This window comes from Kitasatospora sp. NPDC088548 (genome assembly GCF_044753005.1).
Taxonomy (GTDB): Bacteria; Actinomycetota; Actinomycetes; order Streptomycetales; family Streptomycetaceae; genus Kitasatospora.
In genome coordinates this window covers 1-22,740 of the sequence record NZ_JBIVMI010000047.1, presented here as the reverse complement: position 1 = coordinate 22,740, position 22,740 = coordinate 1, and the positions used below count along the sequence as shown (strand labels likewise).

The following is a 22,740-nucleotide window of genomic DNA, read 5'->3' as shown; positions in this document are numbered from 1 at the left end:
CCCGGGAACGGGCCGGGAAAGGACCGGCCGGCCGGCCTCGGGGCCCGTCCCCCCGAAGCCGGCCGACCGGTGGATCGACGGCCCGCGGTCACGTCCGCTTGCGGAACCGGGCCACCGCGAGCGGTGCGAAGACCGCGGTGATGCCGGCCGACCAGACCAGCACGATCAGCACCGGATGGGCCACCGCGCCCTGGCCGTTGAGCAGGCCGCGGCAGGCGTCGGCGAGCGCGGAGAGCGGGTTGTACCGGGTGAAGGCCTGCAGCCAGCCCGGCATGGTGTCGACCGGGGCGAAGATCGAGCTGCCGAACTGCATCGGCATCAGGACCAGCATCGAGACGCCCTGGACGGCCTGGGCGCTGCGCAGCGCCATGCCCAGCAGCATCGAGATCCAGACGACCGACATCCCGAAGAGCAGCGACAGGCCGATCGCGGCCAGCAGCTCCAGCGGGCCGGTCTTCACCTCGAAGCCGATGCAGAGCGAGAAGACGATCATGATGGTGAAGGAGAGCAGGGCCCGGCAGGTCTCCGCCGCGATCTTGGAGAGCAGGACGGAGGCCCGGCCGATCGGCAGGGTGCGGAAGCGGTCCATCACCCCGGTCTGGAAGTCGCTGTTCAGCCCGGTGCCGACGGCCATCGCCAGGGTGATGCCGGTCTGCCCGAGCAGGCCCGGGATCATGTACTGCTTGTAGGCGTCCTGGTTGCCGGAGACGGCTCCGCCGAACACGTAGACGAACAGCACGGTGAAGATGATCGGCATCAGCACCGCGTCGAACATCGACTCCGGGTCGGCCTTGATCCGCATCAGGTTGCGGCGGGTCAGCGCGCCGATGTGCCGGAAGGTGCCGGCCAGACCGATCCGGCTGTCCTCCGCCCGGGCGGGGGCGAGTGTGGCGGTGCTCATGCGACGGGCTCCTTGACGAGGCGGGGGGCGGTGTCCGCGGCGGCCGCGGGCTTGCCGGTGATGGTGAGGAAGACCTCGTCGAGGCTGGGCACCTTGGTGTCGATGCCGGCGATGGCGAAGCCCCGGGTGCCGAGCACCCCGACCACGGCGGTGAGCTGCTTCTCCCCGGTGATCGGCACCGAGAGCAGGCCGGTGTCGGCGGAGAAGGTGGCGGTGACCCCGGTGTCGTGCAGGCAGCGGGCCATCTCGGGCAGCTCGGCCGGGTGGGCCGGGCGGACCTGGAGGGTCTGGCCGCCGACCCTGGCCTTGAGTTCGGCGACGCCGCCGGCGGCGATCACCCGGCCCTTGTCGATCACGGTCAGCTCGTCGGCGAGCTGCTCGGCCTCCTCCATGTACTGGGTGGTGAGCAGCACGGTGGTGCCCTCGGCGACCATCCGCTGCACCTCGTCCCAGACCTCGTTGCGGGTCCGCGGGTCCAGGCCGGTGGTGGGCTCGTCCAGGTAGAGCACCCGGGGGCTGCCGATCATGCTGGCGGCCAGGTCGAGGCGGCGGCGCATGCCGCCGGAGTAGGTCTTGGCGACGCGCTTGGCGGCGTCGGTGAGCGAGAAGCGCTCCAGCAGCTCGGTGGCGCGGGCCTTGGCGTCCCGGCGGGAGAGGTCCAGCAGCCGGCCGATCAGGTAGAGGTTCTCGTAGCCGGAGAGCAGTTCGTCGACGGAGGCGTACTGGCCGGTCAGCCCGATGGTGCGGCGCAGCTGCTTCGGCTGGCGCAGCACGTCGTAGCCGCCGACGACGGCGGTGCCGGCGTCCGGCTTGATCAGGGTCGACAGGATGCGGACCAGGGTCGTCTTGCCGGCCCCGTTCGGGCCGAGCACACCGAGCACGGTGCCTTCGCGGACGGTGAGGTCGACACCGTCGAGCGCCTTGGTGGCGCCGTAGTGCTTGACGATGCCGTGGACCTCGACGGCGTTGCCTGCGGCGGGCCCCCGGTCGTTCGGGGCGGTGGCGATGCGTGTCATGCCTTCAGGCTGTCCGGTCCCGCTGTCAGCGGTCTGTCGCCGCCCGGTCGGACCGGTCGGCCCGCTGTCGGTTCGCTGTCGGCTCGCTGTCACGGCGCCGTCGGCGGGTGCCGGGAGACGACAGGAGCCCCGCTCCACGGGGAGCGGGGCTCTGCTGTCGGCGGCGTCCGCCGGCCGGTCAGTGGAAGGTGTGCTCCGGCGCCGGGAAGGTGCCGGCCGTCACCTCGGCGGCGAACTCGCGGGCGGCGTCGCCGAGTACGGCCCGCAGGTTGGCGTACTGCTTGACGAACTTGGGCACCCGGCCCGCCGTCATGCCGGCCATGTCGGTCCAGACCAGGACCTGGGCGTCGGTGTCCACGCCCGCGCCGATCCCGACGGTCGGGATCGCCAGCTGCTCGGTGACCTGGGCGGCCAGTTCGGCGGGCACGGCCTCCAGCACGACGGAGAAGGCGCCGGACTGCTGGACGGCCTTGGCGTCGCGCAGCAGCTGGTGGGCCGCCTCGTCGCCGCGGCCCTGGACGGGGTAGCCGCCGAAGGCGTGCACGGACTGCGGGGTGAGACCGATGTGCGCCATCACCGGGATGCCGGCCTCGACCAGCAGCTCGATCGAGCGGGCGCTGCGCTCGCCGCCCTCCAGCTTGACGGCGCCGACCCCGGCCTCCTTCATCAGCCGGGCCGCGTTGTGCATGGCCTGGGCCGGGGACTCCTGGTACGAGCCGAACGGCAGATCGGCGACGATCATGGCGCGCTTGGTGCCGCGGACGACGGCGGCGGCGAGCATCACCATCTGATCCATGGTCACCGGCACGGTGGTCTCGTAGCCGAGGTGGCAGTTGCCGGCCGAGTCGCCGACCAGCAGGACGGGGATCCCGGCCTCGTCGAAGACGCCGGCCGTCAGGGCGTCGTAGGCGGTGAGCATCGACCACCGCTCGCCGCGCTGCTTGGCCGCGGCGAGATCGCGGACGGTGACGCGGCGGTTGGTGACCCCGCCGTAGAGGGTGGTGGTCGACGCCTGGTTCTGGGCAGGCGAAGGCGAAGAAGCGTTCATCGAACGGGCTCCTGAAGGTTTGTCGTCTCGTGGCGCCGTGCGGCGTCCCCGGATCACCTCCATGCTTGCACGCCTCGGCGCGGGCGCAAAGAGGCGTGCGCGCCGTTCGGTGCGATCTGCCGCACACCGGTCTTTGCCCGGTCTTTACGAAACGGAGTCGTCTCGTATCGAAAGTCGCGCTACTCTGGTCCGGGGGTTACGAGACGTATGCGACTCGGAAATGCCCGCCAGTGTCACGCCACCACGGACGGGAACACCAATGACCACCGCAGCCGCGCCACCCCGCGTGCCGGAAGCAATCCACCGTCGGCGCTGGGCCATCCTGGGCACCCTGGTGCTCGCCCTGCTCGTCGTCGTGCTCGACAACTCGATCCTCAACGTCGCGATGAAGACCATCGCGTCCCCGGCGCCCACCGGTCTCGGCGCCAGCCAGAGCGACCTGGAATGGTCGATCAACTCGTACACCCTGGTCTTCGCCGGGCTGCTGTTCACCTCGGGCCTGCTCGGCGACCGCTTCGGCCGCAAGCGCGCGCTGCTGGCCGGCATGGTGGTCTTCGGCGTCGCCTCGCTGCTGTCCGCGCTGGCCGCCTCGCCGGGTGAACTCATCGGCTACCGCGCCCTGATGGGCGTCGGCGGCGCGCTGGCGATGCCCGCCACGCTCGCCATCATCATGAACGTCTTCGACCGTTCCGAGCAGCCCAAGGCGATCGGCATCTGGGCCGGCGCGGTCGGCCTGGCCATCGCGATCGGCCCGATCACCGGCGGCCTGCTGATCGAGCACTTCTGGTGGGGCTCGGTCTTCCTGATCAACGTCCCGATCGTGATCGTCGCCCTGGTCGCGATGGTGCTGCTGGTCCCCGAGTCCAAGGACCCGAAGCCGGGCCGGCTCGACCCGGTCGGAGTGCTGCTCTCGATCATCGGCCTGGTCTCGCTGATCTACGGCATCATCAAGGGCGGCGAGCTGGCCGACTTCACCGCCGTCGGCGCCTGGGTGCCGATGCTGGTCGGCGTGGTGGCCCTGGCCGCCTTCGTCTGGTTCGAGAAGCACACCGCGCACCCCGCGCTGGACGTCACCTGGTTCCGCAACAAGGTGTTCAGCGCCTCCGTGGTCGTGGTCGGTGTGGTCTTCTTCGCGCTGATGGGCGTCTCCTTCTTCGGCGTCTTCTACATACAGAGCGTGCGCGGCTACAGCGCGCTCCAGGCCGGTCTGCTGATGCTGCCGCTGGCCGCCGCACAGCTGCTGTTCGCCCCCCGCGCCCGGCTGGTGGTCGACCGCATCGGCATCCGCGCCACCTGCGCCGGCGGCATGGTGCTGATCGCCCTCGGCTTCCTCGGCTACCTGCTGCTGGATGTCACCACGCCGATCTGGGTCCTGATCGTGCTCGGCCTGCTGATGGGTTCGGGCATGGCGCACGTCATGCCGCCGGTCACCGTCGCGATCATGGCCTCGCTGCCGCGCGAGAAGGCCGGCGCCGGCTCGGCGATCAACAACACCTTCCGCCAGGTCGGCGGCTCGCTCGGGGTCGCCGTGCTCGGCGCGGTGCTCTCCACCGTCTACCGCGACGGCATGGCCGACAAGCTGGACCACCTGCCGACCGAGGCCCTGCGGGAGAAGGCCGGCGAGTCCCTGGAGGCCACCCGGGCCATCGCCGGGAAGCTCGGGCCGCAGGGCGCCGAGCTGATCGGTCCGGCCAACGACTCCTTCATCAACGCCATGCACGTGGTGGCCGGAATATCCGCCGGCGTCACCGCCGTCGGTGCCCTGCTGGCCTGGTTCCTGCTCCCTGGCCGGATCACCGGCGGCCCCGGCGGGGCCCCGGCCGCCGCCGAGCAGACGGCGGGCGGCTCCGGGCCGGCCCGGGAGACGGAGGCGGCGGGCGCCTGACCTGCGGTCGCTGGGCGAGAATGGGGCCCTGTCACTCCGGGTACGTCTGGGGCGGCAGGGCCACCGTCGGTGCCACGCGGCTACCGCCGGGCCCCGTCCACGGACGACAATCGGAAACGGAACGGCTCCGCGCGTCCGCGAACGCCCGGAACACGCAGAGAGAAGAGCGGGGATGAAGACGGACACCACGGCCGAGACGCCCTGTGCCGCCCCGCGCCGGGGCCGCCCGCGCAGTGAGGCGGCCGAGCAGGCGATCTTCACCGCGGTCGAGGAGCTGATGGCGGGCGGCACCACGCTGTCCGAGCTGACCATCGAGGGCATCGCCACCGCCGCCGGAGTCGGCAAGGCCACCATCTACCGGCGCTGGCCCAACAAGGAGGCCCTGCTGGTCGACATGGTCAGCCGGCTGGAGGCCCCGGTGCCCGATTCGACCGGCGACTCCGTCCGGGACGACCTGATCGCGATGATCGAGTACATGCGGATCCGCGGTCTGGCCAAGCGCTCCCGCTGGGTGCTCAAGGCCGCCCTCGGCCAGATGCACAGCTGGCCCGAGCTGCACGCCGCCTACCGCGCCCGGGTGATCACGCCGCGCCGGCAGATGGCGCAGAAGGTGATCCGGCGCGGCATCGCCGAGGGGGCGCTCCGCTCCGACCTCGACGAGGAACTGCTCGGCGACCTGCTGCTGGGCCCGATCCTCGCCCGCAGCGTGCTCTGGGACGACTCCGACCTGGACGATCCAGGGCTGGCCGCCCGGATGATCGACGCCCTGCTCAGCGGGCTCGCCCCGCAGCCCGGGAGCCGTTAGGGCTCGTCCGCGGCCGTCGGGCGTGGCATGACTCACCAAACGGACCGCGCCGGAACCCGTCCGGCGGGCCCCGCGTCTGTCCCGACATAGGCTGAGCCGGGAATCCGATCAAACCGGCACCAGTCCGGCAGTCGTCCGCTCCTCGCGCGGATCCGGCGTCGGACCGGCAGACGGCACGAACGACGGGAGCCACGGAATGGCGCAGGCGGACAGGGCGGACCGGCCTACGGCACCGGTGGCGGAGAACGGCGGGAGCGGCCCGGCCATCGCCGGGGGCCCCGGCATCAACGGGGTCGGCATCAACGGGGTCGGCATCAACGGGTTCGGTGGCACCGGTGGCGGCACCGGCGGCTTCCTCGGGCTCCGGCACTGGGGCCGGGACGGCCGGGGGAGCACCACCTGGCGGCGCGGCCTGGTCATCGCCCTCCTCGCCGGGCTCGCCGCCGCCCTGCTGGCCTTCCACTCCGAGGTGCCCAACAGCGTCGGCAACCTCGGCAGTCTGCTGGAGACCTTCCTGCCCTGGCTGGGCCTGGCCGTCCCGGTGCTGCTGGTGCCCGCCCTGCTGCGGCGCTCCGCCACCGCCCTGCTCGCGCTGCTGCTGCCCGCGCTGATCTGGTTCAACCTGTTCGGCGGGCTGCTCAGCGACCGGAGCGGCGGCACCGGCGACTGGACGGTGGTCAGCCACAACGTGGCCGCCGCCAACACCGACCCGCAGGGCACCGTGAAGCTGCTCAACGACTCGGGCGCCCAGATCGTCGCCCTCCAGGAGCTCGCCGGAAAGCCGCTGCGCACCTACGAGAGCGGGCTGGCCGGCACCTACCCGTACCACGTGGTGGAGGGCACGGTCGGCCTCTGGTCGAAGTACCCGATCGGCGACGTGTCCGTGGTGGACATCAGGATGGGCTGGACCAGGGCCTTCCGCGCCCAGGTCACCACCCCGCAGGGCCCGGTCGCGGTGTACGTCGCGCACCTGCCGTCGGTCCGGCTCAAGGCCGAGGGCGGCTTCACCGTCGACCAGCGGGACGTCAGCGCGCAGGCGCTCGGCGACGCGATCCAGGCCGAGCCGCTGAAGAAGGTGCTGCTGCTCGGCGACCTCAACGGCACCATGAACGACCGCAGCCTGGCGCCGGTCACCTCGCAGATGCGCTCGGCCCAGGGCGCCGCCGGGGACGGCTTCGGCTTCAGCTGGCCGGCCGGCTTCCCGATGGCCAGGATCGACCAGATCATGAGCAAGGGCGGCCTGCGGCCCACCGACTCCCGCACCCTGGGCCGGGACGGCAGCGACCACCTCGCGGTGGCCGCCACCTACCGGTACTAGCCGCGCCGCCAGCGGTTGGTGATCGGCAGCCGGCGGTCCCGGCCGAAGCCCTTGACGGAGATCTTCGGGCCCGGCGGGTACTGCCGGCGCTTGTACTCGGCGGTGTCGACCAGCCGTACCACCCGGTCCACCACCGCCGGGTCGAAGCCGGCCGCCACGATCGCGTCGCGGCCCTGGTCGCCCTCGACGTACAGGTCGAGCACGGTGTCCAGCAGGTCGTAGTCGGGCAGCGAGTCGCTGTCCACCTGGTCCGGCCGCAGTTCGGCGGACGGCGGCTTGCTGATGGTGTTCTCCGGGATCGGCGGCACCTCGCCGCGCCGCTCGGCCTCCTCGTTGCGCCAGCGGGCGAGCCGGAAGATCAGCGACTTGTAGACGTCCTTGATCGGCCCGTACGCGCCCACCGAGTCGCCGTACAGCGTGGAGTAGCCGACCGCCAGCTCGCTCTTGTTGCCGGGCGCGAGCACGATGTGCCCCTCCTGGTTGGAGATCGCCATCAGCAGGGTGCCGCGCAGCCGGGACTGCAGGTTCTCCTCGGCCAGCCCGGTCAGCTCGGTGGCCGCCAGGTAGGCGTCGAACATCGGGGCGATCGACACGGTCCGGAAGTGCAGCCCGGTCCGGCGGGCCAGCTCGGCGGCGTCGTCCCTGGAGTGCTGCGAGGAGTAGCGGCTCGGCATCGAGACGCAGTACACGTTCCCGGCGCCGATCGCGTCCACCGCGATGGCGGCCACCAGGGCCGAGTCGATGCCGCCGGAGAGGCCGATCAGCACCGACCGGAAGCCGTTCTTGGTGACGTACGCCCGGGTGCCGGCGACCAGCGCGGCCCAGATCTCCGCCTCGTCCGAGACCCGGGGCGCCACCTCGGCGGTCAGCGTCCCCCACCCTTCGGCCGGGGGGACCTTGATGGCCGGGGCCGGCCGGGGCTCGCCGGCCAGCTCGGTGCGGACCAGGTGCAGCCCGTCGCTGAGCAGCAGGCCGTCGGTCTGGTCGCTGCCGGAGGCCGGCAGGTCGAGGTCGAGGACCAGCAGGTGCTCCTCGAACTGGGGGGAGCGGGCCAGCACCTCGCCGTCCGCGCCGACCACGATCGAGTCGCCGTCGAAGACCAGCTCGTCCTGGCCGCCGACCATGTTGACGTACGCCAGCGGGCAGCCCGCCTCGGCGGCCCGGCGCCGGACCAGCTCCAGCCGGACGTCGTCCTTGTTCCGCTCGTACGGCGAGCCGTTGATCACCAGCAGCAGGCCGGCCCCGGCCTCGCGGGCGGCGGTGACCCGGCCGCCGTCCTGCCAGATGTCCTCGCAGATCGCCAGCGCCACGTCCACCCCGTGCAGCCGCAGCACCGGCAGCTGGTCGCCGGGGACGAACCAGCGGTACTCGTCGAACACGCCGTAGTTGGGCAGGTGGTGCTTGGCGAACCGGGTGGCCACCTCGCCCCGGTACAGCACCGCCGCGCAGTTCTGCGGCGACCCGGCGGGCCGGCCGAACCGCGGCGAGGCGTGCTCGGAGCGTCCGAGGTACCCGACCACCACCGGCACCTCGCCCAGGCCCTCGTCGGCCAGCCGCGCGGCCAGCCCGACCAGCGCCGAGCGGGACGCCTCGACGAACGAACGGCGCAGGGCGAGGTCCTCGACCGGGTACCCGGTCAGGGCCATCTCGGGGAAGGCGACCAGCTGGGCACCGGCGTCGGCGGCCTGCCTGGTCCAGCGCACCACCTCATCGCTGTTGCGGGCGATGTCACCGACCCACGGGTCGATCTGGCTCAGGGCGAGACGGAGATTGGGCATGGCCCCGAGTGTAATCGTCGATCTGACGCAATGTCTCCGCCGGGGGGTCACCACTGCCCTCCCGCGCGGTGATCGGACATGATGGGGGAAGCCGCTCCCGGGTGGCTTCCGGGCGTAACGCGAACGTAAAGAGCAGAGGTGAGACTGTCCCCATGGGCAAGCAGCAGGAGTTCGTGCTTCGTACGCTCGAGGAGCGTGACATCCGGTTCGTCCGGCTGTGGTTCACCGATGTACTGGGGTTCCTGAAGTCGGTCGCGGTGGCGCCGGCGGAGCTGGAGCAGGCCTTCGAGGAGGGCATCGGCTTCGACGGCTCGGCGATCGAGGGCTTCGCCCGGGTCTACGAGTCCGACATGATCGCCAAGCCGGACCCGACCACGTTCCAGATCCTGCCGTGGCGCTCGGAGACACCGGGGACCGCCCGGATGTTCTGCGACATCCTGATGCCGGACGGCTCGCCGTCCTTCGCCGACCCCCGGTTCGTGCTGAAGCGGACCCTGGAGAAGGCGTCCGCCCTCGGGTTCACCTTCTACACCCACCCCGAGATCGAGTTCTTCCTGCTGAAGAACCTGCCCGGCGACGGCACCGCGCCGATCCCCGCCGACCAGTCCGGCTACTTCGACCACACCCCGCGCGGGGTGGGCCACGACTTCCGCCGCCAGGCGATCACCATGCTGGAGTCGATGGGCATCTCGGTGGAGTTCTCCCACCACGAGGGCGCACCCGGCCAGCAGGAGATCGACCTGCGCTACGCCGACGCGCTCTCCACCGCGGACAACATCATGACCTTCCGCCTGGTCATGAAGGAGGTCGCACTGGAACAGGGCGTGCACGCCAGCTTCATGCCGAAGCCGTTCTCCGACCACCCGGGCTCCGGCATGCACACCCACCTCTCCCTCTTCGAGGGCGACCGCAACGCCTTCCACGAGTCCGGCGCCGAGTACCAGCTCTCCAAGGTCGGCCGGTCCTTCATCGCAGGCCTGCTGAAGTACGCCGCCGAGACGGCCGCCGTCACCAACCAGTGGGTGAACTCCTACAAGCGCATCTGGGGCGGCTCGCAGCGCACCGCCGGCGCCGGCGGCGAGGCCCCGTCGTACATCTGCTGGGGCCACAACAACCGCTCGGCCCTGATCCGGGTGCCGATGTACAAGCCCGGCAAGCAGGGCTCCACCCGGATCGAGGTCCGCTCGCTGGACACCGGCTGCAACCCCTACCTGGCCTACGCCGTCACCCTCGCCGCCGGCCTCAAGGGCATCGAGGAGGGCCTCGAACTCCCGCCCGGCGCCGACGACGACGTCTGGGCGCTCACCGACGCCGAGCGCCGCGCCCTGGGCATCCAGCCGATGCCGCAGAACCTCGGCGAGGCCATCGACCTGATGCAGCGCAGCGAACTCGTCGCCGAGACCCTCGGCGAGCACGTCTTCGACTTCTTCCTCCGCAACAAGCGCCAGGAGTGGGAGGAGTACCGCTCCGAGGTCACCCCGTTCGAGCTGCGCAAGAACCTCCAGGTGCTCTGAGCCCGGGACGGGCGGGCCGGGCCGGCCGGAGCCCGGACCGCCCGGCCCGGTGCCGTCGGCGGCACGGCGGGGCCGGGCCGCGTAACCTGCTGAAGCAGGTCGGAGCCGGGAGCCGGAGGGGCGATGACGGTGGAGGAGCAGCGGGCCGGGAGCCGGATCAGCCGGCCGGAGATCAGACTGGTCCGGCGCGGGTTCACCGATCCCGCGCAGGCCGTACGGCTGCTCGCCGGGCCGGGGCTGGAGGAGCTCGCCGACGACCCGCTGCTGCTGGACGCGCTCGGCGCCACCGCCGACCCGGACCTCGCGCTGCTCGGGCTGGCCCGGCTGCTGGAGGCCGCCGACGCCACCGACCGGCACACCCTGCGGGACACCCTCGCCACCTCCAAGCCGCTGCGCGACCGCCTGCTCGGCGTGCTCGGCGCGTCCACCGCGCTCGCCGACCACCTGGCCCGGCACCCGCACGACTGGCACGCCCTGGTCACCTTCGAGCTGCGCGACATGCACCCCGGTCCGGAGGACTTCCTGCGCGCGCTCCACCAGGGCGTCCGGGAGAACGAGGGCGGCAGCCCGGCGGACGCGCTGCGGATCGCCTACCGCCGCTGCCTGCTGGCCATCGCCGCCCGCGACCTCACCGGCACCACCGACCTCACCCAGACCGCCGCCGAACTCGCCGACCTGGCCGGCGCCACCCTGCAGACCGCCCTCGACATCGCCGCCGAGCAGGACCCGGACGCCGCCCGCGCCTGCCGGCTCGCCGTCATCGGCATGGGCAAGTGCGGCGGCCGGGAGCTCAACTACGTCTCCGACGTCGACGTCATCTTCGTCGCCGAAGCGCGCGAGGGCGTCGACGAGCAGGAGGCGGTGAAGGCCGCCACCCGGCTCGCCGCCGCCCTCACCCGGCTCTGCGCCGACACCACCGGCGAGGGCACCATCTGGCCGGTGGACGCCAACCTGCGCCCCGAGGGCCGCAACGGCCCGCTGGTCCGCACCCTGGCCAGCCACCTCGCGTACTACCAGCGCTGGGCCAAGACCTGGGAGTTCCAGGCCCTGCTCAAGGCGCGCCCGGTCGCCGGGGACGCCGAACTCGGCCTCGCCTACCTGACGGAGCTGGCCCCGCTGGTCTGGCAGGCCGCCGCCCGGGAGAACTTCGTCGCCGACGTGCAGCAGATGCGCCGCCGGGTGGTCGACTCCATCCCCGCCACCGAGCTGGACCGCCAGCTCAAGCTCGGCCCGGGCGGCCTGCGGGACGTCGAGTTCTCCGTCCAGCTGCTCCAGCTGGTCCACGGCCGCACCGACCCGGCGCTGCGCAGCGGCAACACCCTGGAGGCGCTGGCCGCGCTCTCCCGGGGCGGCTACGTCGGCCGGGCCGACGCCGCCTCGCTGGACGCCGCCTACCGCTTCCTGCGCTCGCTGGAACACCGCATCCAGCTGCACCGGCTGCGCCGCACCCATCTGATGCCCAAGGGCGAGGAGGACCTGCGCCGCCTCGCCCGCTCCCTCGCCCCGCTGATCAACGGCGACACCCGGACCGACCCGGTCGCCGCCCTGCAGCGCGAGTGGAAGCGGCACGCCGTCGAGGTCCGCCGGCTGCACGAGAAGCTGTTCTACCGCCCGCTGCTGGACGCCGTCGCCGAGCTCCCGCCCGGCGCCGCCGGCCTCACCCCGGACGCGGCCCGCGCCCGGCTGGAGGCGCTCGGCTACGCCGACCCGGCCGCCGCGCTGCGTCACCTCGCCGCGCTCGCCTCCGGCGTCAGCCGCAAGGCGGCCATCCAGCGGACCCTGCTGCCGGTCCTGCTCGGCTGGTTCGCCGACTCCGCCGACCCGGACGCCGGGCTGCTCAACTTCCGCCAGGTCTCCGACGCGCTCGGCCGCACCCCCTGGTACCTGCGGCTGCTGCGGGACGAGAGCGCCGCCGCCGAGCAGCTGGCCCGGGTCCTCTCGGCCGGCCGCCTCGCGCCCGACCTGCTGCTGCGCGCCCCCGAGGCGGTCGCCATGCTCGGCGACCGGCAGGGCCTGGTGCCGCGCGGGAGGCCCGCTCTCGAACAGGAGATACTGGCCGCCGTCGGCCGGGCCGGCACCACCGCCGGGGCGGTCGCCGCCGCCCGCTCGGTCCGGCGCCGCGAGCTGTTCCGCACCGCCGCCGCCGATGTCCTCGGCCGGTTCGGCGACGACCCCGGCGCGGCCCTGGACACCGTCGGCGAGGCGCTCACCGCGCTCAACGCGGCCACCCTGCAGGGCGCTCTGCGCGCCTGCGTGGCCGGCTGGGAGGCCCAGCACGGCGCCCTGCCGACCCGGATCTCGGTGATCGCGATGGGCCGGTTCGGCGGGCACGAGATGGGCTACGGCTCCGACGCGGACGTGCTCTTCGTCCACGAGCCGCTGCTCGGCTCCCTGGAGCACGACGCGGCCCGGGCCGCCCAGAGCATCTGCCACGAGCTGCGCACACTGCTCGGGGCACCGTCCACCGAGCCGCCGCTGCTGGTCGACGCCGACCTGCGCCCGGAGGGCCGCAACGGCCCGCTGGTGCGCACCCTCGCCTCGTACGCGGCGTACTACCGGCGCTGGTCGCACGCCTGGGAGAGCCAGGCGCTGCTGCGGGCCGAGCCGGCGGCCGGGGACGAGGCGCTGGGGGAGCGGTTCCGGCAGCTGATCGACCCGCTGCGCTACCCGGGCACCGGGGTGTCCGAGCGGGACCTGGTGGAGATCCGCCGGATCAAGGCGAGGATCGAGACCGAGCGGCTGCCGCGCGGCGCCGACCCGACCACCCACACCAAGATCGGCCGGGGCGGTCTGGCGGACGTGGAGTGGACGGTCCAGCTGCTCCAGCTCCAGCACGGGCACCGGGTGCCGGCGCTGCGCACCACCCGGACCAGGGCGGCGCTGGCCGCGGCCGCCGGGGCGGGGCTGGTCGGGGCCGAGGACGCGGCGGTGCTGGACGCCGCCTGGGTGCTGGCCTCCCGGGTGCGCGGCGCGGTGATGCTGGTGCGCGGCCGGCCCGGCGACAGCTTCCCCGGGGACGCCCGCGAGCTGGCCGGGGTGGCCCGTTACCTCGGGTACGGGGCCGGGCACAGCGGCGAGCTGGTGGACGACTACCGGCGCACCACCCGGCGGGCCCGGGCGGTGGTGGAGCGGCTGTTCTACGGCTGAGGCGGCGCGGGCCGGGACGGGCCTCGCGAGGAGGCCGCCGGGACGGCGAAGGGCCCGCGGAGACGGATCTCCGCGGGCCCTTCGTACCGGGGCCAGGACCGGGGTCAGGACCGCCGGGCGCTCATGGCGGGCTCGCTCCACTGCTCCGGGACGGTGACCGGTGCCTCCACCGTCTCCCGGGCCGGTGCCCTGGGCAGCCGGTAGGGCCAGACGTGGTAGATCAGCCGGGCCGCGACGAAGCCGATCATGAGGCAGATCTCACCGCCGACGGCGTCCATCCAGAAGTGGTTGGCGGTCGAGACGATCACCACCAGGGTGGCGATCGGGTAGAGCAGGCCGAGGGCCCTGGCCCAGGACGCCCGGGCCAGGAAGAAGATCGTCAGACCGCACCACATCGACCACCCGATATGCATCGAGGGCATCGCCGCGAACTGGTTGGAGACGTGCTTGGCCGGTCCGGAGGCCATCGAGCCCCAGGTGTGGTGGACGGCGACGGTGTCGATGAAACCGCCGTCGGTCATCAGCCGGGGCGGCGCCAGCGGGAAGAAGAAGAAGCCGACCAGGGCGATGCCGGTGGTGACGAACAGCACCGTGCGGGCCGCGACGTAGCGGCCGGGGTGCCAGCGGTAGAGCCAGACCAGCACGCCGATCGTCACGACGAAGTGCAGCGTCGCGTAGTAGTAGTTCATCCCCACGATCAGCCACCCGACGCTGTCCACCGCGTGGTTGACCGAGCGCTCCACGGCGATGCCGAGGTTCTGCTCGAACTCCCAGATCCAGCCGGCGTGTTTCTGGGCGACCGTGGCCTGCTCGGGGACGGCGTTGCGGACCAGGGAGTAGATCCAGTAGCTGATCCCGATCAGTGCCAGCTCGAACCAGATCCGCGGGCGGGCCGGCGACCGGCGCTGCTCGCGGATGCGGCCGCGCAGCGCGGCCGTACGGGACTGGGGCGGTCGGGTGGCTCCGTCGGGAGTCCGGCCGGATGAGGCCTGGCCCGCTTCGGAACCGCCACCGCGCGCCGCACCGGCGCGCTCGGCGCCGCTCTGCTGGATCTCGGTCGGTTCCCCCATGGACGAGAAGTCTGCCAGACGTCCCGTAGCCGTCTGCTCATCCTCCGGAAGTGGATTCTTCACCAGCTGTCCCCCTTGAGGGCTAGGGGGCGGATCCCACCGGGGCGGGGGGTGCGATCGGGTCTGGTGCGAACCGGTGGGACGGGCATGCGTCCCATTGTCACGCCGACCGGATCGGACCGGGCAGTCGGGGGTCCGGACACGGCGCGAAAGGCCAAGTTTCCCAGCACGAAACGGTTTCAGCATCTTGCTGAAACATATTGCAGGCCGCTAGCGTCCTGGAAACTCGATCACCCCTTTCCCTCGCAAGGGAGCCCTCAGTGGCCGATGTCCCGCCCCGCCGCCGGCGGAGCACCACCCCGCACCGCAGACCCGGCCGGACGGCCGCGCTGCTCGCCGCCTCGCTGACCGCCGCCACCCTCGGCGGCACCCCCGCGGCCCTCGCCGCGGCCCCGCCCGGTCCGCCCTCGGACGCCGCGCTCGCCGCCACCGCCGGGCGGCACGACCTCACCCGGGAGCAGTTCTACTTCGTCCTGCCGGACCGCTTCGCCAACGGGGACCAGGGCAACGACACCGGAGGCATCGTCGGCGGCCGGCTGGAGAACGGCTTCGACCCCGCCGACAAGGGCTTCTACCACGGCGGCGACCTGGCCGGCCTGATCCAGCGGCTCGACTACATCCAGGACCTCGGGACCACCGCGATCTGGATGGCCCCGATCTTCAAGAACAAGCCGGTCCAGGGCGCCGGCGACCCCGGGGGAGCGTCGGCCGGCTACCACGGTTACTGGATCACCGACTTCACCCAGGTCGACCCGCACTTCGGCACCAACGACCAGCTCAAGGAGCTGATAGCCAAGGCGCACGCGCGGGGCATCAAGGTCTTCTTCGACGTCATCACCAACCACACCGCCGACGTCGTCGACTACCAGCAGAAGCAGTACGGCTACCGCTCCACCGGCGCCTACCCGGTGCTGGACACCGAGGGCAACCCGGTCGACGAGACCTCCGTCGCGGACCGGGGCGCCCCCTGGCCGAAGCTGACCAAGGACTCCTTCCCCTACTCCCCGGTCTTCCGCAACCCGGCCGACGCCACCGCCAAGACCCCGTCCTGGCTCAACGACCCCTCGCTCTACCACAACCGGGGCGACTCCACCTTCGTCGGCGAGTCCGCCACCGAGGGCGACTTCTCCGGCCTGGACGACCTCGACACCCAGAACCCCAAGGTGGTCAAGGGTTTCGAGAAGGTCTACCAGCAGTGGGTCGAGGACGCCGGCGTGGACGGCTTCCGGATCGACACCGTCAAGCACGTCAACATGGCCTTCTGGCAGCAGTGGGCGCCCGCGCTCAAGGACTTCGCCGCCAAGCAGGGCAACAAGAAGTTCTTCATGTTCGGCGAGGTCTACTCCGGCGACCCGGCGGTCACCTCGCCGTACGTCACCAAGGGGAAGCTCCAGGCCACGCTGGACTTCCCGTTCCAGAACGCCGCCCGCTCCTACGTCTCCCAGGGCGGCTCGGCGAAGAACCTCGCCGACGTCTACGGCCAGGACTACCGCTACACCACCGCCGACACCGACGCCTACGAGCTGCCGACCTTCCTCGGCAACCACGACATGGGCCGCTTCGGCTCCTTCCTGCAGAGCGACAACCCGGGCGCCGGCGAGGCCGCCCTGCTGAAGAAGGACCGGCTCGCCAACGAGCTGATGTTCCTCACCCGCGGCCAGCCCGTCGTCTACTACGGCGACGAACAGGGCTTCACCGGCGCGGGCGGCGACAAGGACGCCCGGCAGGACCTGTTCGCCTCCAGAACCCCCTCCTACAACAGCGACCGGGTGCTCGGCGGCACCGCGGGCTCCGCCGACCGCTACGGCCGGGGCGGCGAGCTGTACCAGGGCATCGCCGGCCTGGCCAAGCTGCGCCGCGACCACCCGGCGCTCGCCGACGGCGCCCAGATCGAGCGGTACGCCGCCGACGGCGCGGGCGTGTACGCCTTCTCCCGGATCGACGCGGGGCAGCAGGTCGAGTACCTGGTCGCGGTCAACAACGCCACCGAGGCGAAGACCGTCACCCTGGACACCTTCTCGGCCGGCCAGGGCTTCGACCGGATCTACCCGGCGGCGGGGGAGCGGCTGACCAGCGGCGCGGACCGCAAGGTCACCGTCACCGTCCCGGCGCTCTCCTCGGTCGTCCTCAAGGCGGCCGGGAGGATCGCCCCGGTCGCGGCGGCCCCGCGGCTCACCCTGGCACCTTCGGCCGACGGTTCCAGCGGCACCGTCACCATCGGGGCGGCGGCCGACGGCGGCGGCTTCGACCGGGTCACCTTCGCCGCGCAGGTCGGCACCGCGCCCTGGCAGGTGCTCGGCACCGCCGACAGCGGTTCGTCCGGCTCCGCCGGCGGCGGACTCTTCCGGGTCACCCAGGACCTGGGCGCCGTGCCGCCCGGCACCGTCGTCCGCTACAAGGCCGTCGTGCAGGACTCCAGCGGCCATCTGCGCTCCGCCACCGGCGCTTTCACCACCGGCGCCCCCGCGCCCACGCCGGTGCCCAGCGCCACCGCCCGCCCGTACGCCGTCGTGCACTACCAGCGCAAGAACGGCGACTACGACGGCTGGAACCTCTACGCCTGGGGCGACCTCGCCGAGGGCGAGGCCACCCAGTGGCCCGCCGGGCACGGGTTCACCGGCCGTGACGCGTACGGCGCCTTCGCGTACGTGAAGCTGCGCAGCGGTGCCTCGGACGTCGGCTTCGTCGTCGAGAAGGACGGCGTCAAGGACGTGGACGCCGACCGCCACCTCGATGTCGGCGCCACCGGCGAGATCTGGCTCAAGGAGGGCGACCCGACCGTCCGCACCGTCAACCCCGGCCCGGTCGACACCCAGCCCGCCGACACCGCCGTCATCCACTACAACCGGGCCGACGGCGACTACGACGGCTGGGGCCTGCACGACTGGACCGGCGCTGCCAAGCCCACCGACTGGGGCAACCCGCTGCTGCCGGTGCGCCGCGACGCCTTCGGCGCCGTCTTCGAGGTGCCGCTCGCCCCCGGCGCTACCAGCCTCAGCTACATCCTGCACCGGGGCAACGACAAGGACCTGCCGAACGACCAGTCGCTGGACCTCGCCGTCAACGGCCGCGAGGTCTGGATCCTCGGCGGCCGGGAGGGCTACCTGCTGCCGCAGAACGCCGCCGCCTCCGCGCAACTGGACCTCGGCTCCGCCAGGGCCCAGTGGATCGACGCCAGGACGGTGGTGGTGCCCGCCGGCTACGGCGCCAACGACGCCGCGCTGGCCGGCGGCACCAGCGCCCAGCTGGTGTACGACCCCGAGGGCGGCATCCGCGCGGAGCGGGGCGCGCTGACCAGGCCCGGCCGGTGGATCCGGCTGGAGCCCGCCGCGGGCGGTCTCACCGACGCGCAGAAGGCCAAGTACCCGCATCTGGCGGGCTACCGGGCCTTCACCGTGGACGCCCGCGACGCCGCCCGGGTCCCTGTCGCGCTCCGTGGCCAGCTGCTCCTCACCGAGCACCTGCCCAGCGGCGCGGTCCTGGCGGCCACCGGGGTGCAGATCCCCGGCGTCCTGGACGACCTGTACGCCCGCCGCACCGGCCGGGTCGACTTCGGCCCGGCGTACTACCACGGCAAGGTGGCGCTCTCGGTCTGGGCGCCGACCGCGCAGGAGGTCTCCGTCCAGCTCTTCGACAGCGCGGCCGGCGGTACCCCGAAGACGGTGCCGCTGAAGCTCGACGAGGAGACCGGGGTCTGGGAACTCGTCCGCGACAAGGCCGAACTGGACGGCAAGTACTACCTGTACCAGGTGAAGGTCTGGGCGCCGTCCGTCCAGCGGCTGGTGACCAACACCGTCACCGACCCGTACTCGGTGGCGCTCGCCGCCGACTCGAAGCGGAGTCTGGTCGCCGACCTCGCCGCCAGGGAGCTCAAGCCCCAGGGCTGGGAGAACCACGCCGTCCCGAAGGCCGTCCCGCCCGCGCGGCAGCAGATCCAGGAACTGCACGTCCGGGACTTCTCGGTGGAGGACACCACCGTGCCGGCCGCCGAGCGCGGCACCTACCTGGCCTTCACCGAGTCCGAGTCGGCGGGCATGCGGCACCTGCGCGAGCTCGCCAAGGCCGGGGTGACCACCGTCCACCTGCTGCCGACCTTCGACATCGCCACCATCCGGGAGAACCGGGCCGAGCAGAAGCTGCCGGCCTGCGACCTCGCGTCCCTCGCGGCGGACAGCGAGAAGCAGCAGGAGTGCGTGGCGGCCGTCGCCGCCGACGACGCCTACAACTGGGGCTACGACCCGCTGCACTACAACGTGCCGGAGGGCTCGTACGCGACCGACCCCGGGGGCACCGCCCGGACCGTGCAGTTCCGGCAGATGGTGCAGGCGATCCACGCGGCCGGACTGCGCGTGGTGCTGGACGTGGTCTACAACCACACCGCCGCGAGCGGGCAGGCCGAGCACTCGGTGCTGGACCGGGTGGTCCCCGGCTACTACCAGCGGCTCGACGCCAACGGCAAGGTCACCACGGACAGTTGCTGCGCCGACACCGCGCCCGAGCACGCCATGATGAACCGGCTGGTGGTGGACTCCGTCACCACCTGGGCCCGCGAGTACAAGGTGGACGGCTTCCGCTTCGACCTGATGGGCCTGGACCCGAAGTCCACCATGCTGGACGTGCAGGCCGCGCTGCGCGGGATGACGCCGGACTCGGACGGCGTCGACGGGAAGAACGTCTTCCTCTACGGCGAGGGCTGGAACTTCGGCGCGGTCGCGAACAACGCCCGCTTCGAGCAGGCCACCCAGCTGAACATGGCCGGCACCGGCATCGCCACCTTCGACGACCGGATCCGGGACGCGGCGCGCGGCGGCAACTTCCAGCTCTCCTCCGCCCCGCAGCAGGGCTTCGCCTCGGGCCTGTACACCGACCCGAACGGCTCGCCCGACAACGGGACCGCGGAGCAGCAGAAGGCCCGGCTGCTGCACCAGATGGACCAGCTGAAGGTGGCGCTCACCGGCAACCTGGCCGGCTACTCCTTCACCGACAGCTCCGGACGGGCCGTCACCGGCGCGGGCGTCGACTACAACGGCGCCCCGACCGGCTACGCGGCCAGGCCCGGCGAGTCGGTGGAGTACGTGGACGCGCACGACAACGCCGACCTGTTCGACGCGCTGGCGTACAAGCTCCCGGTGGGCACCGCGCCCGCCGACCGGGCCCGGATGCAGGCGCTCGCGCTGTCGCTGACCGCCCTGACCCAGGGCCCGGGCTTCGCCCAGGCCGGCAGCGACCTGCTGCGCTCCAAGTCGCTGGACGCCAACTCCTACGACTCGGGGGACTGGTTCAACGCCATCCACTGGGACCCGGCCCAGGGCAACGGCTGGGGCCGGGGCGTGCCGATGGCGGCCGACAACCAGGAGATGTGGCCGACCGCCAAGTCCCTGCTGGCCGACCCGAGGCTGACGGTGGGGGCCGCCGACATCCGGGCGGCCACCGCGCAGTACCAGCAGTTCCTGCGGATCAAGCAGTCCTCGCCGCTGTTCTCGCTGCCCACCCTCGCCGAGGTCCAGCGGCGGCTCTCCTACCCGCTCTCCGGCACGCCCGGCGAGACCCCCGGGGTGATCACCCTGCACCTGGACGGCACCGGGCTGAAGGGCGCGGAGAAGGGTGTCACCGTGGTGTTCAACGCCACGCCCACCGCGCAGGGCCAGACGGTGGCCGCCCTGAAGGGGACGGCCCAGGCCCTGCACCCGGTTCAGGCGGGCGGCGGTGACCAGGTGGTCGGCCGGTCCGGCTTCGACCCGGCGACCGGCACCTTCACCGTGCCGGGCCGCACCGTGGCGGTGTTCGTCCAGAGCTGACGGACCGCCGGCACCGGGCCCCGCGCCGCCACCTCGGCGGTGCGGGGCCCGGTGCGTTTCCGGACGGCCGGTGGCCGAAAGCGGCCACTGGCACGGCCGGAAAGGCGAGGTGCCGCGCGACCCGGGCACCGCTGTCCAGTATCCGGAGCCGGATCGGGCCCGGAGTGCTGGTCAGTGCCCGCCGGAAGTGATCGAACTCTTTCGGTGGTAATGAAACCCATCGTCGTAAGTTCCCGTACCCGTAACACAGTTGGCGGTTCGGTGGATGAACGGGCGGAGTTGCTAATCGGCCAATCCCTGGCATGCATCTGTCATTAACGGCTCGTTTGCTGCCACGATTCCTCCGGCTGCAGACGTGGGGGCCCCACCCCCCGGTGCAGCTGTCCCAGGTCAGGTACAGCGCATCCCCCCTCTGTAACTCACCTTCGCTCCGTCACCGCACCCGCGCCGCACACCGGCGGCGGGGGCCCCCACTGTGCCGCAACCCCGCGGCCAGGTTCTCTCCACTGGGCGCGCACCCCGCGCCGGTCGGAAAAGGAGTCCGCATGTCCCGCTACACCCAGGCCCGGAAGGCAGCGGTTGTCATGGCCGCAACCACCGCGCTGCTGGTGACCGGCATCCCGGTCATCGCGCAGGCGGCCACCCCCGACGTGCCGGCCGCCGGCCCGCAGTCGGTGGCGAACCGGGCGCAGCTGATCGCCACCGCGACCCAGCAGTCCGCCACCCTCGCCCAGACCCTGGGCCTGGGCAGCGAGGAGAAGCTGGTCACCAAGGACGCCGTCCAGGACGCGGACGGCACCCGTCACCTGCGCTACGAGCGCACCCTGAACGGCCTTCCGGTACTCGGCGGCGATCTGGTGGTGCACCAGAGCGCGAGCGGCGCGACCAAGGGCGTGGACCGGGCGAGCACCGCCGCGCTGACCGGCGTGAGCACCTCGCCGAAGCTGGCCGCGCCCACGGCGCAGTCCGCCGCGCTGGCCGCCGAGTCGGGCTCCGCACTGGACACCGCGCCCCGTCTGGTCGTGTGGGCCGCCGGTGAAAGCCCGCGACTGGCCTGGGAGACCGTGGTCTCCTCCACCGGGTCCGACGGTACCCCGAGCAAGCTGCACGTGGTCACCGACGCCACCACCGGCCAGGTCATCCAGAAGTTCGAGGGCATCCAGACCGGCACCGGCAAGGGCGTCTTCGTCGGCAACGTCAACATCGGTACCACACAGTCGGGTTCGACCTACCAGCTGAAGGACGCCACCCGCGGTGGGATGTACACCACCAACCTGAACCACGGGACGTCCGGCACCGGCACCCTCTACAGCAAGTCCACCGACAGCTGGGGCGACGGCACCGCCGCCAACGGCGAGTCGGCCGCGGTCGACGCCCACTACGGTGTCGCGGCCACCTGGGACTACTACAAGAACACCTTCGGCCGCAACGGCATCCGCAACGACGGGGTCGGCGCCTACAGCCGCGTCCACTACGGCAACAACTACGTGAACGCCTTCTGGGACGACTCCTGCTTCTGCATGACCTACGGCGACGGCTCCGGGAACACCCACCCGCTGACCGAACTCGACGTCGCGGGCCACGAGATGAGCCACGGCGTCACCGCGGCCACCGCCAACCTCAACTACTCGGGCGAGTCCGGCGGCCTCAACGAGGCCACCTCGGACATCATGGGCACGATGGTGGAGTTCTCCGCCAACATCCCCACCGACAACCCCGACTACCTGATCGGCGAGCTGATCGACATCAACGGGGACGGCACGCCGCTCCGTTACATGGACAAGCCCTCCAAGGACGGCGCCTCGGCCGACTACTGGTCCTCCACAGTCGGCAACAAGGACGTCCACTACTCCTCGGGCGTCGCCAACCACTTCTTCTACCTGCTCTCCGAGGGCAGCGGCGCCAAGGTCATCAACGGCGTCAGCTACAACTCGCCGACCCAGGGGAACATCACCGTCACCGGCATCGGCCGGGACAAGGCGGCGGCGATCTGGTACCGCGCGCTCACCGTCTACATGACCTCCACCACCAACTACGCTGCGGCGCGCACCGCGACGCTCAGCGCGGCCACCGACCTGTACGGCGCGAGCAGCGCCGAGTACAACGCGGTCGCCACCGCCTGGGCGGGCGTCAACGTCGGCTCCGTGCCCAGCGGCGGCGTCACCGTCACCAACCCGGGCAACCAGTCCACCGCGCTGAACGGCTCGGCCAACCTGCAGATCACGGCCACCGGTGGCACCGCGCCGCTCGGCTACTCGGCCACCGGGCTGCCGACCGGCCTGTCGATCAACGCCTCGACCGGCAGGATCACCGGCACCGCCACCGCCGCCGGCACCTACAACGTGACCGTCACCGCCAAGGACGCCGCCAACAAGACCGGCTCCACCAGCTTCACCTGGA

The 22,740-nt window shown here is 72.2% G+C and carries 12 protein-coding genes; 7 read left to right on the top strand and 5 right to left on the bottom strand.

All coding sequences use genetic code 11. The annotated features are described in order from the left end of the window. Positions 1 to 88: 88 nt before the first annotated feature. The 3 genes from ACIP82_RS36045 to panB all read right to left on the bottom strand — a co-directional run bounded on the left by ACIP82_RS36045 (position 89) and on the right by panB (position 2,965). Entirely contained in the window at positions 89 to 901 is an 813-nt protein-coding gene (locus ACIP82_RS36045; RefSeq protein WP_363609985.1) for an ABC transporter permease, read from the bottom strand. Further along, a complete protein-coding gene (locus ACIP82_RS36040) occupies positions 898 to 1,917 on the bottom strand; it encodes an ATP-binding cassette domain-containing protein (RefSeq protein ID WP_363609983.1) in 1,020 nt (339 codons plus the stop codon). The genes ACIP82_RS36045 and ACIP82_RS36040 overlap by 4 nt, the downstream gene beginning before the upstream one ends. A 178-nt stretch (positions 1,918 to 2,095) precedes the next feature. Further along, positions 2,096 to 2,965: a 3-methyl-2-oxobutanoate hydroxymethyltransferase gene (panB, locus tag ACIP82_RS36035; RefSeq protein WP_363609981.1), complete on the bottom strand. Its 870-nt coding sequence runs from the start codon at positions 2,963 to 2,965 to the stop codon at positions 2,096 to 2,098. A 259-nt stretch (positions 2,966 to 3,224) separates the two neighbouring features. Between panB and ACIP82_RS36030 the strand changes: the two genes are divergently transcribed. From ACIP82_RS36030 to ACIP82_RS36020, 3 genes are all read left to right on the top strand, one after another. Continuing rightward, entirely contained in the window at positions 3,225 to 4,850 is a 1,626-nt protein-coding gene (locus tag ACIP82_RS36030) for an MFS transporter (protein WP_363609979.1), read from the top strand. 172 nt (positions 4,851 to 5,022) lie between these two features. Then, the gene (locus tag ACIP82_RS36025) at positions 5,023 to 5,655 is read left to right on the top strand and encodes a TetR/AcrR family transcriptional regulator (RefSeq protein ID WP_363609977.1); all 633 of its coding nucleotides are present in this window, start codon (positions 5,023 to 5,025) and stop codon (positions 5,653 to 5,655) included. 196 nt (positions 5,656 to 5,851) lie between these two features. Then, on the top strand, positions 5,852 to 6,973 hold the full coding sequence (locus ACIP82_RS36020) for an endonuclease/exonuclease/phosphatase family protein (RefSeq protein WP_400659749.1): 1,122 nt from the start codon (positions 5,852 to 5,854) through the stop codon (positions 6,971 to 6,973). Here ACIP82_RS36020 and ACIP82_RS36015 read toward each other — a convergent pair. Further along, entirely contained in the window at positions 6,970 to 8,751 is a 1,782-nt protein-coding gene (locus ACIP82_RS36015; protein ID WP_363609973.1) for an NAD+ synthase, read from the bottom strand. The two genes, ACIP82_RS36020 and ACIP82_RS36015, sit on opposite strands and share 4 nt — an antisense overlap. 152 nt (positions 8,752 to 8,903) lie before the next feature. Here ACIP82_RS36015 and ACIP82_RS36010 point away from each other — a divergent pair, with 152 nt between their 5' ends. Together ACIP82_RS36010 and ACIP82_RS36005 are read left to right on the top strand one after the other, a co-directional pair. Next, a complete protein-coding gene (locus ACIP82_RS36010) occupies positions 8,904 to 10,265 on the top strand; it encodes a glutamine synthetase family protein (protein WP_363609971.1) in 1,362 nt (453 codons plus the stop codon). Between the two features lie 123 nt (positions 10,266 to 10,388). Further along, positions 10,389 to 13,412: a bifunctional [glutamine synthetase] adenylyltransferase/[glutamine synthetase]-adenylyl-L-tyrosine phosphorylase gene (locus ACIP82_RS36005; protein WP_363609969.1), complete on the top strand. Its 3,024-nt coding sequence runs from the start codon at positions 10,389 to 10,391 to the stop codon at positions 13,410 to 13,412. Positions 13,413 to 13,516: 104 nt separating this feature from the next. Here ACIP82_RS36005 and ACIP82_RS36000 read toward each other — a convergent pair whose 3' ends face one another. Beyond that, positions 13,517 to 14,482, bottom strand: coding sequence for a phosphatase PAP2 family protein (locus tag ACIP82_RS36000; RefSeq protein ID WP_363609967.1), 966 nt, complete (start codon positions 14,480 to 14,482; stop codon positions 13,517 to 13,519). A gap of 320 nt (positions 14,483 to 14,802) precedes the next feature. On the opposite strand from ACIP82_RS36000, the gene pulA reads away from it, so the two are divergent. After that, positions 14,803 to 20,340, top strand: a complete 5,538-nt coding sequence (pulA, locus tag ACIP82_RS35995; RefSeq protein ID WP_400659744.1) for a pullulanase-type alpha-1,6-glucosidase — start codon at positions 14,803 to 14,805, stop codon at positions 20,338 to 20,340. Positions 20,341 to 20,885: 545 nt separating this feature from the next. Next, positions 20,886 to 22,740: M4 family metallopeptidase (locus ACIP82_RS35990; protein WP_400659741.1), on the top strand; the 1,855-nt coding region annotated here is incomplete at its 3' end.